This is a genomic window from Endozoicomonas sp. ALC020, assembly GCF_049275935.1.
In the GTDB taxonomy this organism is placed as follows: Bacteria; Pseudomonadota; Gammaproteobacteria; order Pseudomonadales; family Endozoicomonadaceae; genus Endozoicomonas_A.
Window position 1 is genome coordinate 3,492,156 of sequence record NZ_CP184830.1, and the last position, 24,045, is coordinate 3,516,200.

Annotated in this window: 11 protein-coding genes; all 11 read right to left on the reverse strand. The window is 48.5% G+C overall.

What is annotated here, in order from left to right; genetic code table 11:
* Positions 1-24 precede the first annotated feature (24 nt).
* Positions 25-1,776 (reverse strand): hypothetical protein, encoded by a 1,752-nt coding sequence (locus tag ACOJUO_RS12960; protein ID WP_422140043.1) that lies wholly within the window; start codon positions 1,774-1,776, stop codon positions 25-27.
* Between the two features lie 247 nt (positions 1,777-2,023).
* Entirely contained in the window at positions 2,024-3,946 is a 1,923-nt protein-coding gene (locus tag ACOJUO_RS12965; RefSeq protein WP_422140044.1) for a hypothetical protein, read from the reverse strand.
* Positions 3,947-4,039: 93 nt separating this feature from the next.
* Positions 4,040-6,193, reverse strand: a complete 2,154-nt coding sequence (locus ACOJUO_RS12970; RefSeq protein ID WP_422140045.1) for a hypothetical protein — start codon at positions 6,191-6,193, stop codon at positions 4,040-4,042.
* Positions 6,194-6,354: 161 nt separating this feature from the next.
* The gene (locus ACOJUO_RS12975) at positions 6,355-8,256 is read right to left on the reverse strand and encodes a hypothetical protein (protein WP_422140046.1); all 1,902 of its coding nucleotides are present in this window, start codon (positions 8,254-8,256) and stop codon (positions 6,355-6,357) included.
* A 165-nt stretch (positions 8,257-8,421) separates the two neighbouring features.
* Entirely contained in the window at positions 8,422-10,629 is a 2,208-nt protein-coding gene (locus ACOJUO_RS12980; protein ID WP_422140047.1) for a hypothetical protein, read from the reverse strand.
* Positions 10,630-10,789: 160 nt separating this feature from the next.
* Entirely contained in the window at positions 10,790-12,670 is a 1,881-nt protein-coding gene (locus ACOJUO_RS12985; protein WP_422140048.1) for a hypothetical protein, read from the reverse strand.
* 157 nt (positions 12,671-12,827) lie between these two features.
* Positions 12,828-14,879: a hypothetical protein gene (locus ACOJUO_RS12990; protein ID WP_422140049.1), complete on the reverse strand. Its 2,052-nt coding sequence runs from the start codon at positions 14,877-14,879 to the stop codon at positions 12,828-12,830.
* A 133-nt stretch (positions 14,880-15,012) separates the two neighbouring features.
* Complete coding sequence (locus ACOJUO_RS12995; RefSeq protein WP_422140050.1) at positions 15,013-17,337, reverse strand: hypothetical protein; 2,325 nt, start codon at positions 17,335-17,337, stop codon at positions 15,013-15,015.
* A gap of 133 nt (positions 17,338-17,470) precedes the next feature.
* Positions 17,471-19,879 (reverse strand): hypothetical protein, encoded by a 2,409-nt coding sequence (locus ACOJUO_RS13000; protein ID WP_422140051.1) that lies wholly within the window; start codon positions 19,877-19,879, stop codon positions 17,471-17,473.
* Between the two features lie 135 nt (positions 19,880-20,014).
* Positions 20,015-21,769, reverse strand: a complete 1,755-nt coding sequence (locus ACOJUO_RS13005) for a hypothetical protein (RefSeq protein WP_422140052.1) — start codon at positions 21,767-21,769, stop codon at positions 20,015-20,017.
* A 129-nt stretch (positions 21,770-21,898) separates the two neighbouring features.
* Positions 21,899-23,950 carry a hypothetical protein gene (locus tag ACOJUO_RS13010; protein WP_422140053.1) on the reverse strand — a complete coding sequence of 684 codons (2,052 nt, stop codon included), beginning with the start codon at positions 23,948-23,950 and terminating at the stop codon, positions 21,899-21,901.
* Positions 23,951-24,045: the final 95 nt, after the last annotated feature.

Below are 24,045 nucleotides of genomic sequence, written 5' to 3' on the forward strand. Positions count from 1 at the left end.
ACTCATAAAAGAGCGGGTGTCAGTTCAAGGACTGAGGTCATCTTGCTGGCCCACATCAAGAGGCTTGCGTTTTCGATGTCTTCTTTTGTGCTCCGAGAGAGCATGAGCATTCTTGCAGATCTTACCGCATTGCTGCAGCTGACCATCCTCTTTGAGTACTATTAAGTCACAGTTTTTTTTCCCGGTGTGGATTCTTCCTTTGTGATCCATTATGGCTTTGGCATTTTTGAAGGCCTTCCCACACGGCCGCGACCGACCATCCTTTCCCATTACTGGCATGTCGCAGATTTGTCGCCCGGTGTGGAATATTCTTTTGTGTTCCCGGAGGGCTCTGGCGTTGTTGCAGACCTTCTCGCATGCCCACTGCTGACCATCCCCTCCAGCCACGGTCACGTTACAGGTTTTCCGCTCGCAGTGGTTGCTGCTTTTGTGCTCCGAGAGGGCATGAGAATTCTTGCAGATTTTTCCGCATGCTCGCTGCTGGCCATTCTCAGCAACCACTATCACGTCACAGTTTTTTTGCCCGGTGTGGAAGTAGTTTTTGTGAGATGACAGTGATCGATAACTCTTGCATACTTTTCCGCACGGCTGCGGCTGGCCATCATCCCCGATCACGGTTATGCCGCAGGTTTGTTGTGTGCAGTGATCTTTTGATTTGTGGTGCATCAGGGCAGCATTATTGATGCATACCTTTGCGCATGGCCGCTCTTGGCCATCCTCACAGATAACGTTTACGTAACAGGTTTTTTGCCCGGTGTGGTATCTGCTTCTATGAACCGTCAGAGATCGAATACTCTCACAGATTTTTCCACATGGTCGCTGTTGGCCATCTTCCCCGATTATGTTTACGACACAGGTCTGTTGCCCACTGTGGACAACGCTTTTGTGATACCACAGAGTTTTGGCATTCTGGTAGGACGCTCCGCATAGCTGCGGCTCGTTATCCTCCCCAGTCACTATTGCGTCACAGGCTTTTTGCCCGGTGTGGTATCCGCTTATGTGAGACAAAAGAATTTTTTTATTCTTGTAAACCTTCCCGCATTGTCGGAGCTGGCCATCCTTCCCGAACATTATCACATTACAAGTTGCCTGCTGGGCAGGGCCGGTGGCATTACTGGCCAGTTGGGGGCATGAGCTTTGTCCGGATGTTACTTCTGCGTAGCCTGTTGAACTTTCTTCACAAACCAACCCTGCGCTACTGGATGGATCTAAACATTGTCGGAATCGACAAACACCATTACAGGGAGAGATATAACAATTTAAACCCAAAGTATGCAGTTGTCCTTCAGGGTCTTCGTTACCTTCGTCAGAATCTGAATACAGGAGGCTGGTGTGATAGCCTCTAATGTGAGTGGTGGCTTGCAGGGCACGCTGGCCAGATGGTTCTGATGGCTGATATTGAGGTTGATCCTGCTCAGAACCAGGCATCATAGTGTTGATTACAAACGGGCGATTTTGACTCGCCTCTTGTTGTTCAATCGGGTTAAACAGAGGTAAATAGCGATTCCAATAATTTTTTAGAAGCCAACCGGCAGTGGTAACCGCTTCCAAAGGTATCCATGAATAGCGGTTTGAGCGAAGAGGGGCGTCTCTGGTGGCTAGAGCCAGTTCGTTAGCAATCAGCAGATTCGCAGTGTAAAGGCATTCCCACGAAATTAACTCAGTGAGAGGCATTTTTTCTCCGTAAATATAAAAACTCTGTCGTTTTTTATCCGTTGGCAATTCGTGTTCTGCGTGGCCATTTGTGTCGGCAATCTCTGAGGATTTTTTTGGCAATGTGTAGCGGTCACCATTTATAGAAAAATTCCCGTTTGAAGAGCCTGTATTTTGTTCAGGCTCGACAATAAAATGACTTGTACATGCTTCGGCCTGATAAACGACAGGTAATAAAAGCGTCAGAAGAAGTGCCGCAAAGACTGAGTGTTTAATAATTCTATCCTTGCCTTCTGGATTACAGAGAGAAAGGATAGATCAAGAAAATAAGTGTGTTTTTGTGTCTTACTCATAAAGGCCGGGTGTCAGTTCAGGGAGTGAGGTCATCGCCCTGGTCCGAATCAACAGACTTTCGTTTTCGATGTCTTCTCTTGTGATTCGACAGGTCTTGATTACTCTTGCAGACCCTCCTGCATGGTCTCTGCTGACTATCCTCTGCGACCACTGTCATATCACAGATTTGTTGTCCTGAGTGGACTTTTTTTTTGTGATACCTCAGGGCTAGAGCATTCATACAGACCGTCCCGCATGGCCGCTGCTGACCATTCTTGCCGACTATTACCACGTCACAGGTTTGTTGCCCAGTGTGGACACTGCTTTTGTGATGCGAAAGGGCTTGAGCATTTTTGTAGACCTTCCTGCATGGCCGCTGTTGGCCATCCCCACCAACCACGGTCACATCACAGGTTTGTTGCCCGGTGTGGTATGTATATTTATGAACTGAAAGAGACTGAGCATTATTTAAGACTTTCCCGCACTCTCGCGCGTGGCCGCCTTTCCCGACCACGGTTACATGACAGGTTTGTTGCACGGTGTGGAAGGATCTCTTGTGATACGACAAGGCTTGAGCATTCCTGCAAACCTTTCCGCATGGACGTAGTTTGCCATTTTCCCCGACCACGTTCACGTTACAGGATTGTCGCCCTGAGTGGAAGTTGCTTTTGTGACATGACAGGGATAGGGCATTCTTGTAAACCTTCCCGCATGACTGCGGTTGGCCATCTTCGCCGATCACGGTTACGTTACAGGTTTCTTGAGCAGCGTGCTTTCGTGATTTGTGCTGTTTCAGGGCAAAATAACCTATGCAGATCGTCCCACATGGTCGCCGCTGGCCATCCTCATCAACCACGACTACGTCACAAGGCTTTTGCCTGGAGTGGTATTTGTATTTATGATATGTAAGGCTTCTAGTGTTTTTGTAGACCCTCCCGCATAGCCGCTCCTGATAGTCCTCCCCGACTACCGTTGCGTCACAGGTTTTTTGTCCAGTGTGATATGTGCTTTTATGAACCGACAGGACTTTTGCATTCTTGAAGGCCCTTCCGCATTGTTGCAGCAGGCCATCCTTCCCTAACACTATCACGTTGCAAGTAATTTGCCCGGCGGGGCTGGTGCTATCGGCTGCCACTTCTGCTATTGAGTTGAGGATGACCCCGTCTGAGGCAACCCCGTTTACGCTATTAGACGGATCGGAAGATTGTCGAAATCGACAAACACCGTTACAGGGATAGATAAAACAATTTAAACCCAAAGTATGCAGGTACTGTTCAGGGTCTTCATTACCGCCGCCAGAGTCAGAATACAGGTGGCTGGTGTAATAGCCTTTAAAGTGAGTATTGACTTGCGGGGGATGCTGCGCTGATGATTGTGATGACTGATATTGTGGTCGGTCCTGTTCAGAGCCAGCCATCATAGTGGTGATGGCAAACGGGTGATGTTGACTCGCCTCTTGTTGTTCAATTGGGTTGAACAGCAGTGAGTCGGGGTTCCAATAGTTTTTTAAAAGCCAGCCAAGAGTGATAATCACTTCCAGAGGCAGCAATGAATAAGGGGTTGGGGATTGAGAGGTGTCTTTGGTGGTCAGGATCAAATTATAAGTAACCAGCAGATTCGTAGCGTATAGCCAATGCCAGGAAATCGACTTAATGAGGGGCTTTTTTACCCCGTAGTTGTAAGTCTTACGTCGTATCTTGTCAGGTGATGAATAGGGTTCCGTGTGGCCGTTTGTGTCGGCAATGTCAGGCGGTTTATCTGACAAGGTTTGTTGGTCGAGCTTTATAAAAAAATTATGGTTTGAACAGTCTGCATTCTGTTCAGGCTTGATAACAAAGCATATTGTCAAGGGTTCAGCCTGACAGGCGACAGACAAAGACAGTAACAGCAGTGCTGGAAAGAGTGAGTGTTTAATAATTATATCTCTGCCTTCTGGTTTAAAGAGGAAATGATAGATCAAGAAAATTTTTCTGGAGAGTTATGTATTCCCACGCAGAGCGAAGGTGCGGGTTTTTGGAGTTTTGCGACACTCCCTTAAAGTGCGGGTATCAGCTCAAGGAGTGAGGTTATTGAGCTGGTTCACATAAACAGGCTTGCGTTTTCGATGTCTTTTTTTGTGCTCCGAGAGGGCATGAGCATTCTCGCAGACCTTCCTGCATTGCCACAGCAGACCGTCGTCCCCGACCAGGGTTATGCCACAGGTTTGTTGCCTAGTGTGGACGCTGCTTTTATGAGCCGACAGATATTGATCGTTTCTGAAGGCCTTTCCACACGGCTGCTGCAGGCCATTCTTTCCAACCACTGTCATAGTGCAGGTTTGTGGCTCACTGTGGTCTCTTCTTTTGTGATTCGACAAGGCTTTAGCATTCTGGCAGACCTTTCCGCATGGCTGTGGTTGGCTATCCGCACCAATTATTGATAGGTCGCAGGTTAGTCGCCCTCTGTGGATGCTGCTTTTATGACACGATAGAGATTGAGCACTCCTAAAAACCTTCCCGCATGGCCGCTGCTGGCCATCCTCCCTGATCACGGTTACTTCACAGGTTTGTTGCCCGGTGTGGTGATTGTTTTTGTGATTCGACAAGGCTTTAGCATTCTTGCAGATCGTTCCGCACGGCCGCAGCTGGCCATCCTCCTCGATAACGGTCATATCACAGGTTTGTTGACCGGTGTGGAAATTACTTTTGTGATTCAACAAGGCTTTAGCATTCCGGCAGACCGTTCCGCATGGCCGTGGTTGGCTATCCGCACCGATTACTGATAGGTCACAGGTTTGTTGCCTGGTGTGGATGCTGCTTTTATGAGCAGACAGAGATTGAGCACTCCCTAAAACCTTCCCGCACGGCCGCAGCTGGCCATCCTTGCCGACCACGGTTATTTCACAGGTTTTTTGCCCGGTGTGGTAATTGTTTTTGTGATTCGACAAAGCTTTAGCACTCTGACATACCGTTCCGCATGGCCGCAGCTGGCCATCCTCCCCGACAACGATCGCATCACAGGTTTGTTGCTTGCTGTGGAAATTTCTTTTGTGATTAGACAAGGCTTTAGGATTCTGGCAGACCCTTCCGCATGGCTGTGTCTGGCCATTCTCCCTGACAACGGGCTCATAACAGGTTTTTTGCCCGTAGTGAGTGCTGATTTTATGAATTGACAGATCGACAGCATTCTTGAAGACCTTCCCGCACGGCCGTTTCTGGCCATCTTCCCCGATTACGATCAAGTTGCAGGTTTTTTGCCCGCTATGGTATCTGTGTTTGTGACTCGACAGGGCTTGAGTATTTTTGCAGACCTTCCCACAGGGTCTTGGCCGGCCATCCTCTCCGACTGATGTCAGGACACAGGCTTTTTGCCCGGTATGGTATCTGCTTCTGTGAAACAACAGATATTTTTTATTCTTGAATACTTTCTTGCATTGCCGCACCTGACCATCATCTCCGACCTGGATCACGCTACAAGTTGCCTGTCCGGCAGGGAGCCTTGACTCGGCTGCCCCTGCAATCATAGAGTTTGACGCGACACCGTCTACAGACGTACAACCAAAGCAGTGTGTATCAGCGAAATGGGGGTATGAGTCTGATACAGGGGGTGATCCAGTGTTGTCTGTCGAACTTTTTTCACAAACCAGCGCTCCGCTATTGGATGGGTCGTAAGATTGTCGAAATCGACAAACACCGTTGCATGGATAGATAAAACAATTTAAACCCAAAGTATGCAGGTATTGTCCAGGGTCTTCATTACCGCTGCCAGAGTCTGAATACAGAAGGCTGGTGTAATAGCCTGTAATATAACTAGCCGCATGTGGGGTATGCTGACCCGATGATTGTGATGGCTGAAATTGTGGTTGGTCCTGTTCAGAGCCAGGCATCAGAGTGGTGATGGCAAACGGGTGATTAGGACTCGCCTCTTGTTGTTTGATGGGATAAAACAACTGTGAGCCCGGGTTCCAATAATTTTTTAAAAGCCAGCCGACAGTGATAACTGCTTCCAGAGGTAGCCAGGAAATCGACTCAATCAGGGTCGTTTTCATCTCGTTATTGTAAAGTTTGTGTCGTTTTTCATCAGGCGGTGAATCGGGTTCTGTATAACCGTTTGTGTTGGCAATATCAGACGGGCTGTCTGACAAAGTTCTTCGGTCAAGCTTTATAAAAAAATACTGGTTTGAAGAATCTGCACTTTGTTCAGGCTCGATAACAAAGCATTTTGTCAAGGGGTTAGCCTGACAGGTGACAGACAACGACAGTAACAGCAGTACAGCAAAGAGTGAGTGTTTAATAATTCTATCCCTGTCTTCTGGCTTACAGAGAGGAAGGATAGATCAAGAAAATAAGAGTGTTTTTGTGTCTTTCGTATGAAAGGGCGGGAGTCAGATCAAGGGAGGCCGTTCAGATTCATATTAACAGATTTGCGTTTCCGATGTGTTTTTTTGTGGTCCGAGAAGGCTTGAGCATTTTTGCAGACCTTTCCGCATGGTTGCGTCTGGCCATCCTTATCAATCAGGGGCAGTTCACAGGTTTTTTGGCCTGAGTGGTAATTGCTTTTGTGAGACGACAGTGATGCTAAATTTTTGAAGACCTTTCCGCATGCCCGCTGCTGACCATCCTTATCAACCAGAGTCAGTTCACAGGCTTTTTGCCGTGAGTGGCAGTTGCTTTTGTGAGATGAGAGGGCTTTGGCACTATTGCAGACTTTTCCACATGGTTGCGGCTGGCCATCCTGATCAATCAGGTTCAGTTCACAGGTTTTTTGCCCGGTGTGGGTGCCTCTTTTGTGAGACGACAGTAATGCTAAATTTTTGAAGACCCTCCCGCATGCCCGCTGCTGGCCATCCTCCCCGAGGACAGTCATGCCACAGGTTTTTTTCCCGCTGTGGTAACTGTTTTTGTGACTCCAGTGGGCTTCAGCATTCTTGCACACAGTTCCGCATGGTCGCGGCTGGCCATTATCTCCAATCACTGTAAATTCGCAGATTTTTTTCTCGCTGTGAGCGCTGTTTTTGTGAAACGACAGTGATCGTGAAGTCTTGAAAACCTGACCGCATAGTCGCAGCTGGCCATCTTTCCTGAGCACGGTCAAATTACAGATTTTTTGCCCGGTATGGTATGCGCTTTTGTGAGATGACAGGGCTTGAGCATTCTTGCTGACTTTCCCGCATGGTCGCTGCTGGCCATCCTCCCCGACCACAGTCACACCACAGGTTTTTTGTCCGATATGATCGGTGTTTTTGTGATTGTACAGGGCTCTGTTATTCTGGCAGAGCAATCCGCATGGCTGAGGTCGGCCATCCTCGCCGGTTACCGTATAGTCACAGGCTTTTTTTCCGCTATGGTACTTGCTTCTGTGAGATGACAGAGCTCTGGCATTTTTGCAGACTTTCCCGCATTGTCGCTGCTGGCCATCCTCCCCTGATACTATTTCATTGCACTTTGTTTGCCCTGCAAGGTGAGTTGGATCAGCTGATCCTGCTCCCATTAGGTTAAGGAAAACCCCGTCTGAGGCGACCCCGTCTTCAAATTTATAAAGATAGTAGTGTGTATTTGCCGAATAGGGACATGAGTCTGGTTCTGGGTTTGTCTCTGTGTGGTCTGTCGAACTTTCTTCAAAAGCCAACGCACCGCTATTGTATGGATTGGAAGATTGTCGGAATTGACAAATGCCATGACAGGGATAGATATAACAGTTTAAACCTAAAGTATGCGAGTGTTGTTCAGGGTCTTCGTTACCGTCGTTAGAGTCAGAATAAAGGAGGCTGTAGAAATAGCCTTTAATATGAGCGGGGGGCTGTTGGCCGGGTGATTCTGATGGTTGGCCTTGTTGCGGAGCATGTTCAGAGCCAGCCATCATAGCGGAAATTGCAAACGGGGGGGGCTGACTCGCTTCTTGTGGTTCAATCGGGTTATACAGGGATGAATAGGGATTCCAATCGCTTTTTAAAAGCCAACCCACAGCGATAACTGTTTCTTCAGGTATCCATGAATAAGGGCTTGAGCTTAAAGGGATGTCATTGGTGGTCAGAAACAGTCCATAAGCAACCAGCAGATTCGTAGCATAAAACCACTGCCACGAAATTGACTGAATGAAGAACGTTTTCAACCTGTAGCTGTCAGGTCTGTGTCGTTTGTCATCAAGCTGTGAATAGGGTTCTGCATAGCCGTTTGTGTCGACAATGTCCGTTGTGTTGCCTGGCAATACCCTTCGGTCAAGCTTTATAAAAAAGTTCTGGTTTGGAAAATTTGCATTCTGTTCAAGCCCGACAATATAACGTCTTGTCAAAGGTTTAGCCTGGCAGGTGACAGACAGCGACAGTATCAGCAGTGCTGCAAAGAGTGAGTATTTAATGATTCTATTCTTGTATTCAAGTCTACAGAGAGCAAGGATAGATCAAGCAAGCAAGTAAGTATGTTTTTGTGTTTTCCCAATGAAAGGGCCGGTTTCAGTTCAAAGTGTCAGGTAATCGTTCCGGTCCGCATCAAGAGACTTGCGTTTTCGATGTGTTCTTTTGTGCTTCGACAGGGCTTGAGTATTCTTGCAGCCCTTCTCGCATGGTCGCAACAGACCATTTTTGTCGAGCACGTTTAAGTCACAGGTTTCTTGTCTGGTGTGATATTTGCTTTTGTGAGCCGACAGAGACGCAATACTGCGGAAGATCCTACCGCACGGCCGCTGCTGGTTATCCTCCCCGACTGTGATGAATTCACAGGTTTGTTGCCCGGTGTGATGATTGCTTTTGTGATTCGACAGGGCTTTGGCATTCTTGCAGACTGTCCCGCATGGCAGAGGCTGGCCATTCTTCCCAATCACAGTAGCTTCGCAAGTTTGCTGCTCGGTGTGGACGCTGCTTTTGTGAGACGACAGTGATGATACATTTTTGAAGACCTTCCCGCATCTTCGCAGCTGACCACCCTCTCCGAGCACAGTGATGCCACAGGTTTTTTTCCCGGTATGGTAATTGCCTTTGTGATTCGACAGAGCTTTGGCATTATTGCAGACTACTCCGCATGGCCGCGACTGGCCATTATCTCCAATCACTGTAAATTCACAGGCTTTTTGTTCGGTGTGGGCGCTTCTTTTATGATTCGAGAGGGCCATAGCATGCTTGAAGAGCTTCCCGCATGGTTGCGGCTTACCATCCTTTCCGACCACATTTTCTTCACAGTTTTTTTGCCCGGAGTGCACTCTGCTTTTGTGATCCCATAGGGCTTTAGCATTCTTGCATATCATTCCGCAGGTTCGTGGCTGTCCATTCTCCCCGACTTCTGTCACGGGACAGTTTTGTTGCCCGCTGTGATATCTGCTTTTGTGATCCAAGAGGGCTTTTGCACTCTTGAAGGTCATCCCGCACGGCTGCGGCTGGCCATCCTCACAGAGTATGGTCAAGTCACAGCTTTGTTGTCTGGTGTGGTATTTGCCTTTGTGATACGACAGGGCTGGAATATTCTTGCAGACTGTCCCGCATGGCCGTGACTGGCCATCCTCCCCGACGACTCTTACGTCACAGGCTTTTTGCCCGGTATGATATTGGCTTTTGTGATTCGACAGGGAATGAGTATTCTTGCAGACCTTCCCGCATGGATGCAGCTGGCCATCCTCCCCAAGCACGTTTATATCACAGGCTTGTTGCCCGGTATGGGTGCCGCTTCTGTGAGATGACAGTGATCGTGCATTCTTGAAGACCTTCCCGCAAGGCTGCAGCTGGCTATTCGCCCCGAGCACAGTCAAGTCACAGGTTTTTTGTCTCGTGTGAGCTATTCTTTTGTGATCTCGCGGGGCCTGAGCACTCTTGCAGTGAATCCCCCATGGTTGTGGCTGTTCATCCTCCCAGAGTACGACCATTTTACAGGTTTTTCGCTCATTGTGGGTGCTGCTTTTATGAACCGAGAGAGATTCAGCATTCCTGAAGATCTTCCCACATTGTCGCAGCTGGCCATCATCTGCGATCAGGATCACGTTACAGGTTGCTTGTCCGACCGGGGGAGTTGTATCGGCTGCCCATGCAACCATTGAGTCTAAGGCGACTCCGTCTGAGGCGACCCCGTCTACCCTATTGGAAGGGTCGGAAGATTGTCGAAATCGACAAACACCTTTACAGGGATAGATAAAACAATTTAAACCCAAAGTATGCAGGTGTTCTTGAGGGTCTTCATTACCGCTGCCAGAGTCAGAATACAGAGGGCTGGTGTAATAGCTTGTAATATGAGTAGCGGCCTGTGGGGTATGCTGACCCGATGATTGTGATGGCTGATATTGAGGCTGGTTCTGTTCAGAACCGTTCATTATAGTGGTAATGGAAAACGGGTGATTTTTTAAAATCCAGCCGACAGTGATAACCGTTTCCAGAGGTAACCATGAATAAAGGGTTGGGCACAGAGAGATGTTTTTGGTAGTCAGGATCAGTTCATAAGCAACGAGCAGATTCGTAGCGTATAGGCAGTGCCAGAAAATCGACTCAATAAGGGTGGTTTTCATCCCGTAATTGGATGGTTTGTGTCGTTTTTTATCAGGTGGTGAATCAGGTTCCGTATGACCGTTTGTATCGGCAATGTCAGACGGGGTGCCTGACAATGTTCGTCGGTCAAGCTGTATAAAAAAATTCTGGTTTGAAAAATCTGCATTCTGTTCAAGCTCGATAAGAAAGCATCTTGTCAAGGGTTTAGCCAGGCAGACGACAGACAGCGACAGCAAAAAGAGTGCCACAAAAAGTGAGTGTTTAATAAATCTATCCTTGCTTTCTGGTTTACAGAGAGGAAGGATAGATCAAGAAAATAAGTGTGTTTTTTTGTCTCTGACACCAGAGGTGGTTATCAGCTCAAGGAGTGGGGTCATTGTCCTGATTCGCATTAGCAGGTTTGCGTTTTCGATGCATTCTTTTGTGATCCGTCAGGGCTTTGAGACTCTTGCAGATCTTCCCGCACGACCGCAGTTGGCCATCCATCCCGACCAAGGCCTCCTTACAGGTTTTTTTCCCGGAGTGGCATTGGGCTTTGTGATCAGACAGGGCTCTAGCATTCTTGCAGGCCTTCCCGCACTGGCATGGCTGTCCATCCACCCCGATCACGATTTCCATACAGATTTTTTGCCCGCTGTGATACTTGTGTTTGTGATCCAGGAGGCTTTTTGCACTCTTGTAGCTCTTCCCGCACGGCCTCAGCTGGCCATCCTCACAGAGCATGGGCAAGTCACAGCTTTGTTGTCCGGTGTGAGCTCTTCTTTTGTGATCCGACAGGGCCTGGGCATTCTTGCAGATCGTCCCGCATGGTTGTGGTTTCTCGTCCTCCCCGGGTACGGTCAAGTGACAGGTTTTTTGCCCGCTGTGGATGCTGCTTTTATGGGCCGACAGAGATTGAACATTCCTGAAGACCTTCCCACATGGTCGCAGCTGGCCGTCCTGCCCAGGCACGTTCACATCACAGCTACTACGTTGCCCCTTGTGGAAGTTGCTTTTGTGAGTCGACAGGACTCCGGCATTCTGGCAAATCATCCCGCATGGCCGTGGCTGGCCATACTCCCCGACGACTCTCAGGTTACAGATTTTTTGCCCGCTGTGGTATTTGTATTTGTGACTCGACAGGGCTTGAGCATTCTTGCAGACCTTCCCGCATGGATGCAGCAGGCCATACTCCCCAATCAGGTTGGCATCACAGGTTTTTTGCCTGGTGTGAGCGCACCTTTTGTGACTTGACAGGGCTCTGGAATTTTTGAAGACCAATCCGCATGGCCCAGGCTGGCAATCCTCACCGATTTTTGTTACATCACAGGTTTTTTTTCCACTGTGGACTTTGCTTTTATGTCCAGACAAGGCTTGACCGCTTTTGAAGACCTTACCACAGGGTCGTAGCTGGCCATCTTTTCCGAATAATGTTTCGACACAGGTTTTTTGCCCGGTATGGTATTTGCCTTTGTGAAGCGACAGCTTGTGTTTATTCTGAAATACCTTGCTGCATTGCCGCACCTGACCATCATCTCCGACCTGGATCACGCTGCAGGTTGCCTCTCCGGTAGGGGCCGTTGTATCGGCCCAATGAGGGTATGAGTCTGATACGGGGGGTGATCCAGTGTTGTCTGTTGAACTTTTTTCACAAACAGGCGTTCCGCTATTGGATGAATCTGAAGATTGTCGAAATCGACAGACACCGTTACAGGGATGGATAAAACAATTTAAATTCAAAGTATGCAGTTGTTGTTCAGGGTCTTCATTACCGCTGCCAGAGTCAGAATACAGGAGGCTGGTGAAATAGCCTGTAACATGAGTAGTAGCCTGCGGGGGAAGCTGACCCGATGATTGTGTTGGCTGGTATTGTGTTGGCTGATATTGCGTTTGGTCCTGTTCAGAGCCGGGCCTCAGAGAGGTGATGGCAAACGGGTGGTCAGGATTCGCCTCTTGTTGTTTACCGGGATTAAATAACTGTGAGTAGGTGTTGCGATAGTTTTTTAAAAGCCAGCTGACAGTGAGAACTGCTTCCAGAGGTAGCCATGAATAAGGGGTTGGGTATTGAAAGGTGGTTTTCATCCCGTAATTGTCAGGTATATGTCGTATTTTATCCGGAGGTAAATCGGGTTCCTTATAGCCGTTTGTACCGGAAATGTCAGACGGGTTGCCTGACAATGTTCCTTGGTCAAGCTTTATAAAAAAGTTCTGGTTTGAAAAATCTGCATTCTGTTCAAGCTCGATAACAAAGCATCTTGTCAAGGGTTTAGCTTGGCAGATGACAGACAACGATAGTAACAGAAGTGCCGCAAAGAGTGAGTGTTTAATAATTCTATCCCTGTCTTCTGATTTACAGAGAGGAAGGATAGATCAAGAAAATAAGTGTGCTTTTGTGGCTTCCTCATGAAAGGGGGGCAGTTCAAGGAGTGAGGTCACCGTTCCGGTCCCAATCAACAGGCTTGCGTTTTCGATGTATTCTTTTGTGATTCGAAAGGGCCCTGGCATTCTGGCAGACCACTCCGCATGGCCGTGGCTGTCGATCCTCCCCGACTAGTGTCAGGTTACAGATTTTCTGTCCGGTGTGAACTGTGCTTTTGTGCACGTACAGGTCTTGAGTGCTTTTGCAGACCTTCCTGCATGAACGCAGCTCGCCATCTTCTCCTACCATGGTCGTATAACAGATTTGTTGCCCGCTGTGGACTCTGCTTTTATGAGAGGACAATTTTTTGGCGTTATTGCAGACCACTCCACATGGCCGCAGCTGTCCATCCTCCCCGACGATTGTCACGTTACAAGTTTTTTGCCCGCTGTGGTATTGGTTTCTGTGAGTCGACAGGGCTTGAGTATTCTTGCAGAGCTTCCCGCATGGGTACAGCTGGCCATCTTCCCCAACCACGTTGGCATAACAGGTTTGTGGTCTGGTGTGAACGAGCCTTTTGTGATCCCGAAGGGCCTGAGCATTCTTGCAGAGCGTCCCGCATGGTTGTGGTTGCTCATCCTCCCCAAATACGGTCAAGTCACAGGTTTTTTGCCCGCTGTGGATACACCTTCTGTGAGATGACAGTGATTGTGGATTCTTGAAGACCTTCCCGCAAGGCTTTAGCTGACCATCCTCGCCGATCACCGCCGCATCACAGGTTTTATGCTCAGCATGAACGCTGTTTTTGTGATTGAGCAGGGCTCCGGAATTCTTGCAGAGCAATCCGCATGGCCTTGGCTGACCATCCTCCCCGAAGACTCTTACGCGACAGGTTTTTTGCCCGCTGTGGTATCTGTATTTGTGACACGACAGGGCTTGTGCACTCTTGCAGACCTTCCCACATGGGTAAAGCTGGTCATCCTCACCAACCAGGTTGGCATCGCAGGTTTTTAAGCTGCAGTGGACGCTCCTTTTATGACTCGACAGGGCTGCGGCATTCATGAAGACCATTCCGCATGGCCTTGACTGACCATCCTCCCCGAACACAATCACGACACAGGTTTTTTGCCCGGAGTGGCAAGAGATTTTGTGATTCGACAGGGCTTGAGCGTTCTCGCAGACCTTCCCACAGAGGCGCGGCTGGCCATTCTTGATGACTAATGTTATGTCGCAGGTTTTTTGCCCGGTATGGTATTTGCTTTTGTGAGACCAAAGTACTTTTTTATTCTTGAAGACCTTTCCACATTGTCGCAGCTGGCCATCATCTGCGATCAGGATCACGTTACAGGTTGCTTGTCCGACCGGGGGAGTTGTATTGGCTGCCCCTGCAGCCATTGGTTCTGAGGCGACCTCATTTACCTCATTGGATGGATCGGAAGATTGTCGAAATCGACAGACACCGTTACAGGGATGGACAAAACAATTTAAATTCAAAGTATGCAGGTCTTGTTCAGGGTCTTGATTACCGCTGCCAGAGTCGGGATGCAGAGGGCTAGTGTAATAGCCTGTAACACAGGTAGTGGCCTGTGGGGCATGCTGACCCGATGATTGTGTTGGCTGATATTGAGGTTGGTTCTGTTCAGAGCCGGGCATCAGAGTGGTGATTGCAAACGGGTGATTTTGATTCGCCTCCTGGTGTTCAATTGGATTAAACAACGGTGAGAAGGGGTTCCAATAGTTTTTTAAAAGCCAGCCGACAGTGATAACCGCTTCCAGAGGTAGCCATGAATAAAGGGTTGGGCATTGAAAGGTGTCTTTGGTGGTCAGGATCAGCTCATAAGCAACCAGCAGATTGGTAATGTCTAGCCATTGCCGGGAAATAGACTCAATCAGGGTTGTTTTGATCCCGTATATGTCAGTTTTGTGGCGTTTGTTATGAGGCGGTGAACCGGATTTTGTATAGCCGTTTGTATTGTCAAAGTCAGAGGGGTTGTCTGACAATATTTGTCGGTCAGGCTTTATAAAAAAGTTCTGGTTTGAAAAATCTGCATTCTGTTCAAACTCGATAACAAAGCGTCTCGTTAACGGTTTAGCCTGGCAGACGACAGACAACGACAGTAACAGCAGTGCCGCAAAGAGTGAGTGTTTAATGATTCTATCCCTGTCTTCTGATTTACAGAGAGGAAGGATAGATCAAGAAATAACTGTATTTTTTGCTTTTCTCACTGAGAGGGCGGTTATCAGTTCAAGGAGCGAGGTCATTGTCCCGGTTCACATTAACAGGCTTGCGTTTACGGTGTTTTCTTTTGTGGTCCGACAGGGCTTTGACATCTTTGCAGACCTCCCCGCAGTGCTGCGGCTGGCCGTCCTCGGCGACTGCGGTTTCATTACAGACTTGTTGCTTGCTGTGCACGCTTCTTCTGTGATACGACAGGGCTTGAATATTCTTGCAGACTTTCCCGCATAGCCTTGACTGACCATCCTCACTGATCATGGTTATTTCACAGGTTTTTCGCCCGGAATGGATGGTGATTCTGTGAGATGACAGTGATTGTGCATTCTTGAAGACCTTCCCACAAGACTGCAGCTGGCCATTCTTCCCCGGCATAGCCAGGTCACAGGTTTGTTGGCTAGTGTGAGCCATTTTTTTGTGCTTCAACAGGACCTGAGCAGTCTTACAGAGAGCCCCGCATGGTTGTGGCAGTCCATCTTCCCCGAGCACGGTTAAGTGGCAGGTTTTTTGCCCGGTGTGGTTGTTGCTTTTATGAACCGACAGAGATTGAGCACTTCTGAAGACCTTCCCGCATCGCCGCTGCTTGCCGTCCTCTCCAAACACGCTCGCTTCACAAATTCGTTGACTGGTGTGGAAGTTGCCTTTGTGATTCGACAGGACTTTAGCATTCTGACAAACCATTCCACATGGCCGTGGCTGGCCGTCTTCCCCGATGACTTTTACGTTACAGGTTTTTTGCCCGGTGTGGTATGCGTTTTTGTGATTCGACAGGCTCTGCACACTCTTGCAGACCCTTCCGCATCGGTGCAGCTGGCCATCCTCCCCAACTACGTTGGCATCACAGGTTTGCTCTCTGGTGTGGACATACCTTCTGTGAGTCCAAAGGGCTTGAGCATTCTTGCAGACCAATCCACATGGCCATAACTGGCCATCCTCCCCGACGACTTTAAAGACACAGGTTTTTTGCCCTGTGTGGCATTTGCCTTTGTGATTTAACAGGCTCTGCGCACTCTTGTAGATTTTCCCACACGGTCGCTGCTCGCCATCTTCCCCGGTAACGGTCGCAGCACAGGTTCGTTGCCCACCGTGGGTTCTTTTTTTGTGTCTCAAGAGGGTTATAGCATTCGGGCAGACCATTCCGCAGGGTCGTGACTGGCCATCTTCTCCTGTCTCTGTCACGTTACAGGTTCTTTGTCCACTGTGGAACTTGCTTTTGTGCTCTGACAGGGCTTTAGGACTCTTGCAGATTTTCCCACATGTTCGCGGCTGGCCATCTTTCCCGACCACGGTTACTTCACAGGTTTTTTGCCCGGTGTGGTATTTGGTTTGGTGAATTGAGAGGGCTTGTGCACCGTTGTAGGTCTTCCCGCATGTTCGCGGCTGGCCATCCTCCCCTACTTCTGTTAAGTCACAGGTTTTTTTTCTGGCGTGGACTTTGCTTTTATGTTCAGACAAAGCCTGAGCACTTTTGTAGACCTTCCCACAGGGGCGTCGCTGGTCATCTTCTCCTGATAATGTCACGTCACAGGTTTTTTGCCCAGTGTGGTATTTGCTTTTGTGAGACCTAAGTATTTTTTTATTCTTTAAAGCTTTCCCACATTGTCGCAGCTGGCCATCATCTCCGATCAGGATCACGTTACAGATTACCTGTCCGACAGGGGGAGTTGTATAGGCTGCCCCTGTGACCATTGACTCTGAGGCGACCCCGTCTGAGGCGACCCCGTTCACGTTATCGGATGGATCGGAAAATTGTCGAAATCGACAAACACCGTTACAGGGATAGATAAAACAATTTAAACCCAAAGTATGCAGGTCTGGTTCAGGGTCTTCATCTCTTCTGCCAGAGTTAGAATGCAGAAGCCTGGTGTAATAGCCTGTAATAGGATGAGTGGCCTGTGAGGTATGCTGCCCCGATGATTGTGATGGCTGATATTGAGGTTGGCTCTGTTCAGAGCCAGGCATCATAGTGGTAATGGCAAACGGGTAATCTTGATTCGCCTCTTGTTGTTCAATTGGGTCAAACAGCGGTGATTCGAGGCTCCAGTAGCTGTTTAAAAGCCAGCTGACAGTGATGGCCGCTTCCAGAGGTAGCCATGAATAAAGGGTTGGGTATTGAAAGGTGGTTTTCATCCCGTCATTGTCAGGTTTGTGTCGTTTTTTATCAGGCGCTGAATCAGGTTCCGCATAGCTGTTTGTATCGGCAATATCAGACGGGTTGCCTGACAATGTTATTCGGTCAAGCTGTATAAAAAAGTTCTGGTTTGAAAAATCTGCATTCTGTTCAAGTTCAATAACAAAGCGTCTCGTTAACGGTTTAGCCTGGCAGACGACAGACAACGACAGTAACAGCAGTGCCGCAAAGAGTGAGTGTTTAATGATTCTATCCCTGTCTTCTGATTTACAGAGAGGAAGGATAGATCAAGAAATAACTGTATTTTTTGCTTTTCTCACTGAGAGGGCGGTTATCAGTTCAAGGAGTGAGGTCATTGTCCCGGTTCACATTAACAGGCTTGCGTTTTCGGTGTTTTCTTTTGTGGTCCGACAGGGCTCTGCCACTCTTGCAGATCTGCCCGCACGACCGCAGTTGACCATCTAACCCGACCACGGTCTCCTTGCAGGTTTTTTCCTCGCTGTGGTATCTGGCTTTGTGATTCGACAGAGTTTTAGCATTCTGACAGAACACTCCACATGGCCGTGGCTGGCCATCCTCCCCGACGACTCTTACATCACAGGTTTTTTGCCCGGTATGATATTGGTTTTTGTGATTCGACAGGGCTTGAGCATTCTTGCAGGTCTTCCCGCAGGGCCGCGGCTGGCTGCCCTCGTCGACCACGGTCTCATTACAGGCTTGATGCTCGCTGTGCACGCTTCTTCTGTGATACGACAGGGCTGGAATATTCTTGCAGACTTTCCCGCATGGCCGTGGCTGGCCATCCTCTCTGATCATGGTTATTTCACAGGTTCTTTGCCCGTTATGGATCGCGCTTCTGTGAGATGACAGTGAATTTGCATTCTTGAAGACCTTCCCGCATGGCCGCAGTTGGCCGCCCTCGCCGACCACGGTTTCATTACAGACTTGTTGTTCGCTGTGCACGCTTCTTTTGTGATACGACAGGGCTGGAATATTCTTGCAGACTTTCCCGCATGGCCTTGGCTGGCCATCCTCTCCGATCATGGTTATTTCACAGGTTCGTTGCCCGGAATGGTAGGCGCTTTTATGAGATGGCAGTGAATCTGCGTTCTTGAAGATCTTTCCGCAAGGCTGCAGCTGGCCATCCTTCCCAACCACCATGGCATCACAGGTTTTCTGTGTGTTATGGACATACCTTTTGTGAGTCCAGAGGGTTTGAATATTCTTGCAAACCAATCCGCATAGCCTTAGCTGGCCATCCTCACTGATTATTGTCAGGTCACAGGTTTTTTGCCCGGTGTGGTATTTGCTTCTGTGATACGACAGGCTCCGCGCACTCTTGCAGATCTCCCCACACGGTCGTTGCTGGCCATCTTCCCCGATAACGGTCGCAGTACAGGTTCGTTGCCCACTGTGGAATTTGCTTTTGTGCTCCGACATGGCTTTAGGATTTTTGCAGATTCTCCCACATGGTCGCGGCTGGCCATCCTTTCTGACCACTGTCGCATTACAAATCTGTTGCACGATATGGACTCTCTTTTTGTGAGAGGCCAATTTTTTGGCATTACTGCAGACCACCCCGCATGGCCGCACCTGGTCATCCTCGCCGACTACTGCCACGTCACAGGCTTTTTGCCCGGTGTGGTATTTGGTTTTGTGAGTCGAGAGGAGTTGTGCACTTTTGTAGATCTTGCCGCATGGTCGCAGCTGGCCATCCTCCGCTACTTCTATTAAGTCACAGGTTTTTTTCCCACTGTGGACTTTGCTTTTATGTTCAGACAAGGCTTGAGCACTTTTGCAGACTTTCCCACAGCGGCGCGGCTGGTCATCTTCTCCTAATAATGTTAAACCACAGGTTTTTTGCCCGGTATGGTATTTGTATTTGTGAGACCAAAATACTTTTTTATTCTTTACCACCTTCCCACATTGGCGCGGCTGACCATCATCTCCGATCAGGATCACGTTGCAGGTTACTTGTCCGACAGGGGGAGTTGTATCGGCTGCCCATGCAACCATTGGGTCTGAGGCGACCCCGTGTGAGGCGACCCCGTTTACGCTATTGGATGGATCAGAAGATTGTCGAAATCGACAAACACCGTTACAAGGATAGATAAAACAATATAAACCCAAAGTGTGCAGGTGTTGTTCAGGGTCTTCATTACCGCTGCCAGAGTCAGAATACAGGAGGCTGGTGAAATAGCCTGTAATGTGAGCAGTCGCCTGTGGGGTATGCTGATCCAATGATTGTGATGGCCGATATTGGGGTTGGTTCTGTTCAGAGCCAGGCATCATAGTGGCAATGGCAAACGGGTGATTTTGATTCTCCTCTTGTTGTTCAATTGAGTTAAACAGCGGTGAGTCGGGGTTCCAATAGTTTTTTAAAAGCCAGCCAACAGCGATAACCGCTTCCAGAGGTAGCCATGAACAAAGGGTTGGGCATTGAAAGGTGTCTTTGGTGGTCAGGGTCAGTTCATGAGCAATCAGCATAATCGTAGCCTGTAGCCATTGCCACGAAATCGACTCAATCAGGGTCGTTTTCATACCGTAAATGTAAAGTTTGTGTCGTTTTTTATCAGGTGGTGAACCGGGTTCTTTAAAGCCGTTTGTATCGGTAATGTCAGACGGGTTGCCTGACAATGTCCCTCGGTCAATCTTTATAAAAAAGTTCTGGTTTGAAACATCTGCATTCTGTTCAAGCTCGATAACAAAGCACCTTGTTAACGGTTTAGCCTGGCAGATGACAGACAACGACAGTAACAGAAGTGCCGCAAAGAGTGAGTGTTTAATAATTCTGTCTCTGTCTTCTGGTTTACAGAGAGGAAGGATAGATCAAGAAAATAAGTGTGTTTGTTTGTCTTTCCCATTAAGGGGGCGGTTATCAGTTCAAGGACTGAGGTCATTGTCCCGGTTCACTCTAACAGGCTTGCGTTTACGGTGTTGTCTTTTGTGGTCCGACAGGGCTTTGACATTCTTGCAGGCTTTCCCGCACGGCCGCGGTTGACTATCTAACCCGAACACGGTCTCCTTGCAGGTTTTTTCCTTGCTGTGATATCTGGCTTTGTGATTCGACAGGGCTTTAAGATTCTTGCAGACCAATCCGCACGGCCCTGGCTGGCCATCCTCACCAATTACTGTTACGGCACAGGTTTTTTGTCCGGTGTGGCTGTTGCTTTTATGAACCGACAGAGATCGAACACTCCCGTAGACCCTCCCGCAGAGCCGTTGCTGGCCGTCGTCCCCAACCACGCTCGCATCACAACTTTGTTGACTGGTGTGGAAGTTGTTTTTGTGATCCGACAGAACTTTAGCATTCTGACAGACCATTCCACATGGCTGAGGCTGACCATCGTCTCCGACGACTTTTACGTCACAGGTTTTTTGCCCGGTGTGATATTGGTTTCTGTGATTCGACAGGGTTTTAGCATTCTTGCAGAGCTTCCCGCATGGGTATAGCTGGCCATCCTCCCCAACCAGGTTGGCATCACAGGTTTGTTGTCCCGAGTGAGCTATTCTTTTGTGATTCGACAGGGCTGTGGAATTTTTGCAGACCTTACCGCATGGTCGATGCTGACCATCCTTCGACACTTCTGTCACATCACAGGTTTTTTTTCCACTGTGGATTCTGCTTTTATGTTCAGAAAAGGCTTGAGCACTTTTGTAGACCTTCCCGCAGCGGCGCGGCTGGCCATCTTCACCGAATAATGTTAGGTCACAGGTTTTTTGCCCAGTATGGTATTTGCTTCTGTGAGACCAAAGTACTTTTTTATTCTTTAATAACTTTCCACATTGTCGCAGCTGGCCATCATCTCCGATCAGGATTATGTTGCAGGTTGTTTGTCCGACCAGGGGAGTCGTATTGACTGCCCCTGCAGCCATCGAGTCTGAGGCGACCTCGTCTGAGGCGACCCCGTCTGAGGCGACCTCGTCTGAGGCGACCCCGTTTACGCTATTGGACGGATCGGAAGATTGTCGCAATCGACAAACACCGTTACAGGGATAGATAAAACAATTTAAACCCAGAGTATGCTGGTATTGTCGAGGGTCTTCATTACCGCCGCCAGAGTCAGAATACAGAAGGCTGGTGAAATAGCCTGTAATATGAGTACTGGCCTGTGGGGTATGCTGACTGGATGATTGTGATGGCTGAAATTGAGGTTGATTATGTTCAGCGCCAGCCATGATAGTGGTGATCGCAACCGGGTGATTTTGATTCGCCTCTTGTTGTTCAATTGGGTTAAACAGCGATGAGCCGATCCTATAGCTTGTTAAAAGCCAGCCGACGGTGACGGCCGCTTCCAGAGGTAGCAATGAATAAAGGGTTGGGCATTGAAAGGTGTCTTTGGTGATCAAGATCAGTTCATAAGCAACCAGCAGATTCATAGCGTATAGCCATTGCCAGGAAATCGGCTCAATCAGGACCGTTTTTATACCGTAAATGTCAGGTTTTTGTCGTTTTTTATCAGGCGGTGAACCGGGTTCTATACAGCCACTAGTAACGGCATTGTCAGACGGGTTGTCTGACAATGCTCGTCGGTCAAGTTTTATACAAAAGTTCTGGTTTGAAAAATCTGCATTCTGCTCAAGCTCGATAACAAAGCACCTTGTTAACGGCTTAGCATGGCAGATGACAGACAACAACAGCAACAGCAACAGCAATACCGAAAAGAGTGAACGTTTAATAATTCTATCCCTGTCTTCTGATTTACAGAGAGGAAGGATAGATCAAGAAAATAAGTGTGTTGATTTCCTCATCAAAGAGGGGGCAGTTCAATGAGTGGGGTCATTGTTCCGGTAATTAGCAACGGGCTTGCGTTTTCGATGTATTCTTTTGTGATCCGACAGTGCTCTGACGCTCTTGCAGATTTTCCCGCACGACCATGTTTGGCCATCCACCCCGATCACGGCCTCATTACAGGTTTTTTGCCCGGTGTGGTATCTGGCTTTGTGATCCGACAGAGCTTGAGCACTCTTGCAGGTCTTCCCGCACGGCCATGGCTGGCGATCCTCCCCGACAACGCTTTTATTACAGATGAGTTGCCCGCTGTGCATGCTTCTTTTGTGATACGACAGGGCTTGAATATTCTTGTAGACTTTCCCGCAAGGCCGTGGCTTGCCATCATCCCCGACCATGGTTATTCCACAAGTTTGTCGCCCGGAATGGTGGCATCTTCTGTGAGATGACAGTGATTGTGTATTCTTGAAGACCTTCCCGCAAAGCTGCAGCTGGTCATTCTCCCCGAGCACGGTCAAGTTACAGGTTTGTTGTCCGGTGTGAGCTTTTCTTTTGTGATCCCGAAGGGCCTGAGCATTCTTGCAGGGCGTCCCGCATGGTTGTGGTCGGTCATTTTCCCCGGGCACGGTCAAGTCACAGGTTTTTTGCCCGCTGTGGATGCACCTTCTGTGACATGACAGTGATCGTCCATTCTTGAAGACCTTCCCGCAAGGCTGTAGCTGGCCATTCACCCCGACCACGGCCACGTTACAGGTTTTTTGCCCGGTGTGGGATCTGGCTTTGTGATTCGACAGGGCTTGAGCACTCTTGCAGATCTCCCCGCACGGCCATGGCTGGCCATCCTTCCCGACAACCTTTTCATTACAGATGTGTTGCCCGCTGTGTATGCTTCTTTTATGATACGACAGGGCTTGAATATTCTTGTAGACTTTCCCGCAAGGCTGTGGCTGGCCATCCTCCCCGACCATGGTTATTTCACAAGTTTGTCGCCCGGAATGGATGTTCCTTCTGTGAGATAAGAGTGTTTGTGTATTCTTGAAGACCCTCCCGCAAGGCTGCAGCTGGTCATTCTCCCCGAGCACGGTCAAGTTACAGGTTTGTTGCCCACTATGGAATCTCTTTTTGTGAGATGCCAATTTTTTGGCATTACTGCAGACCATTCCACAGGGGCGCGGCTGGTCATCTTCTCCTGATAATGTTACGTCACAGGTTTCTTGCCCGGTATGGCATTTTTTTTTGTGAGTCCAAAGTGATTTTTTATTCTTTAAAAACTTCCCACATTGTCGCAACTGGCCATCGTTTCCGATCAGGATCACATTGCAGGTTGTCTTTCTGACGGGGGGAGTTGTATCGGCTGCGCCTGCAACCATTGATTCTGAGGCGACCCCGTTTACGCTATTGGACGGATCGGAAGATTGTCGGAATCGACAAACACCGTTACAGGGATAGATAAAACAATTTAAACCCAGAGTGTGCAGGTATTGTTGAGGGTCTTCATTACCACTGCCAGAGTCAGAATACAGAAGGCTGGTGAAATAGCCTGTAATATGAGTACTGGCCTTTGGGGTATGCTGACCGGATAATTGTGATGGCTGATATTGAGGTTGATTCTGTTTAGAGCCAGCCATCATAGTGGTAATGGCAAACGGGTGATTTTGATTCGCCTCTTGTTGTTCAATTGGGTTAAACCGCAGTGAGTCGAGGTTCCAATAGTTTTTTAAAAGCCAGCCGACAGTGATGGCCGCTTCCAGAGGTAGCGATGAATACAGGGTTGGGCATTGAAAGGTGTCTTTGGTGTTCAGGATCAGTTCATAAACAACCAGCAGATTCGTAGCGTATAGCCATTGCCAGGAAATCGACTCAATCAGGGGCGTCTTTATACCGTAAATGTCAGGTTTGTGTCGTTTTTTATCAGGCGGTGAACCGGGTTCTATACAGCCATTAGTCTCGGCAATGTCAGACGGGTTGTCTGACAATGTTCGTCGGTCAAGCTTTATAAAAAAGTTCTGGTTTGAAAAATCTGCATTCTGTTCAAGTTCGATAACAAAGCACCTTGTTAACGGCTTAGCCTGGCAGATGACAGACAACGACAGCAATAGCAGTACCAAAAAAAGTGAGTGTTTAATAATTCTATCCCTGTCTTCTGATTTACAGAGAGGAAGGATAGATCAAGAAATAAGTT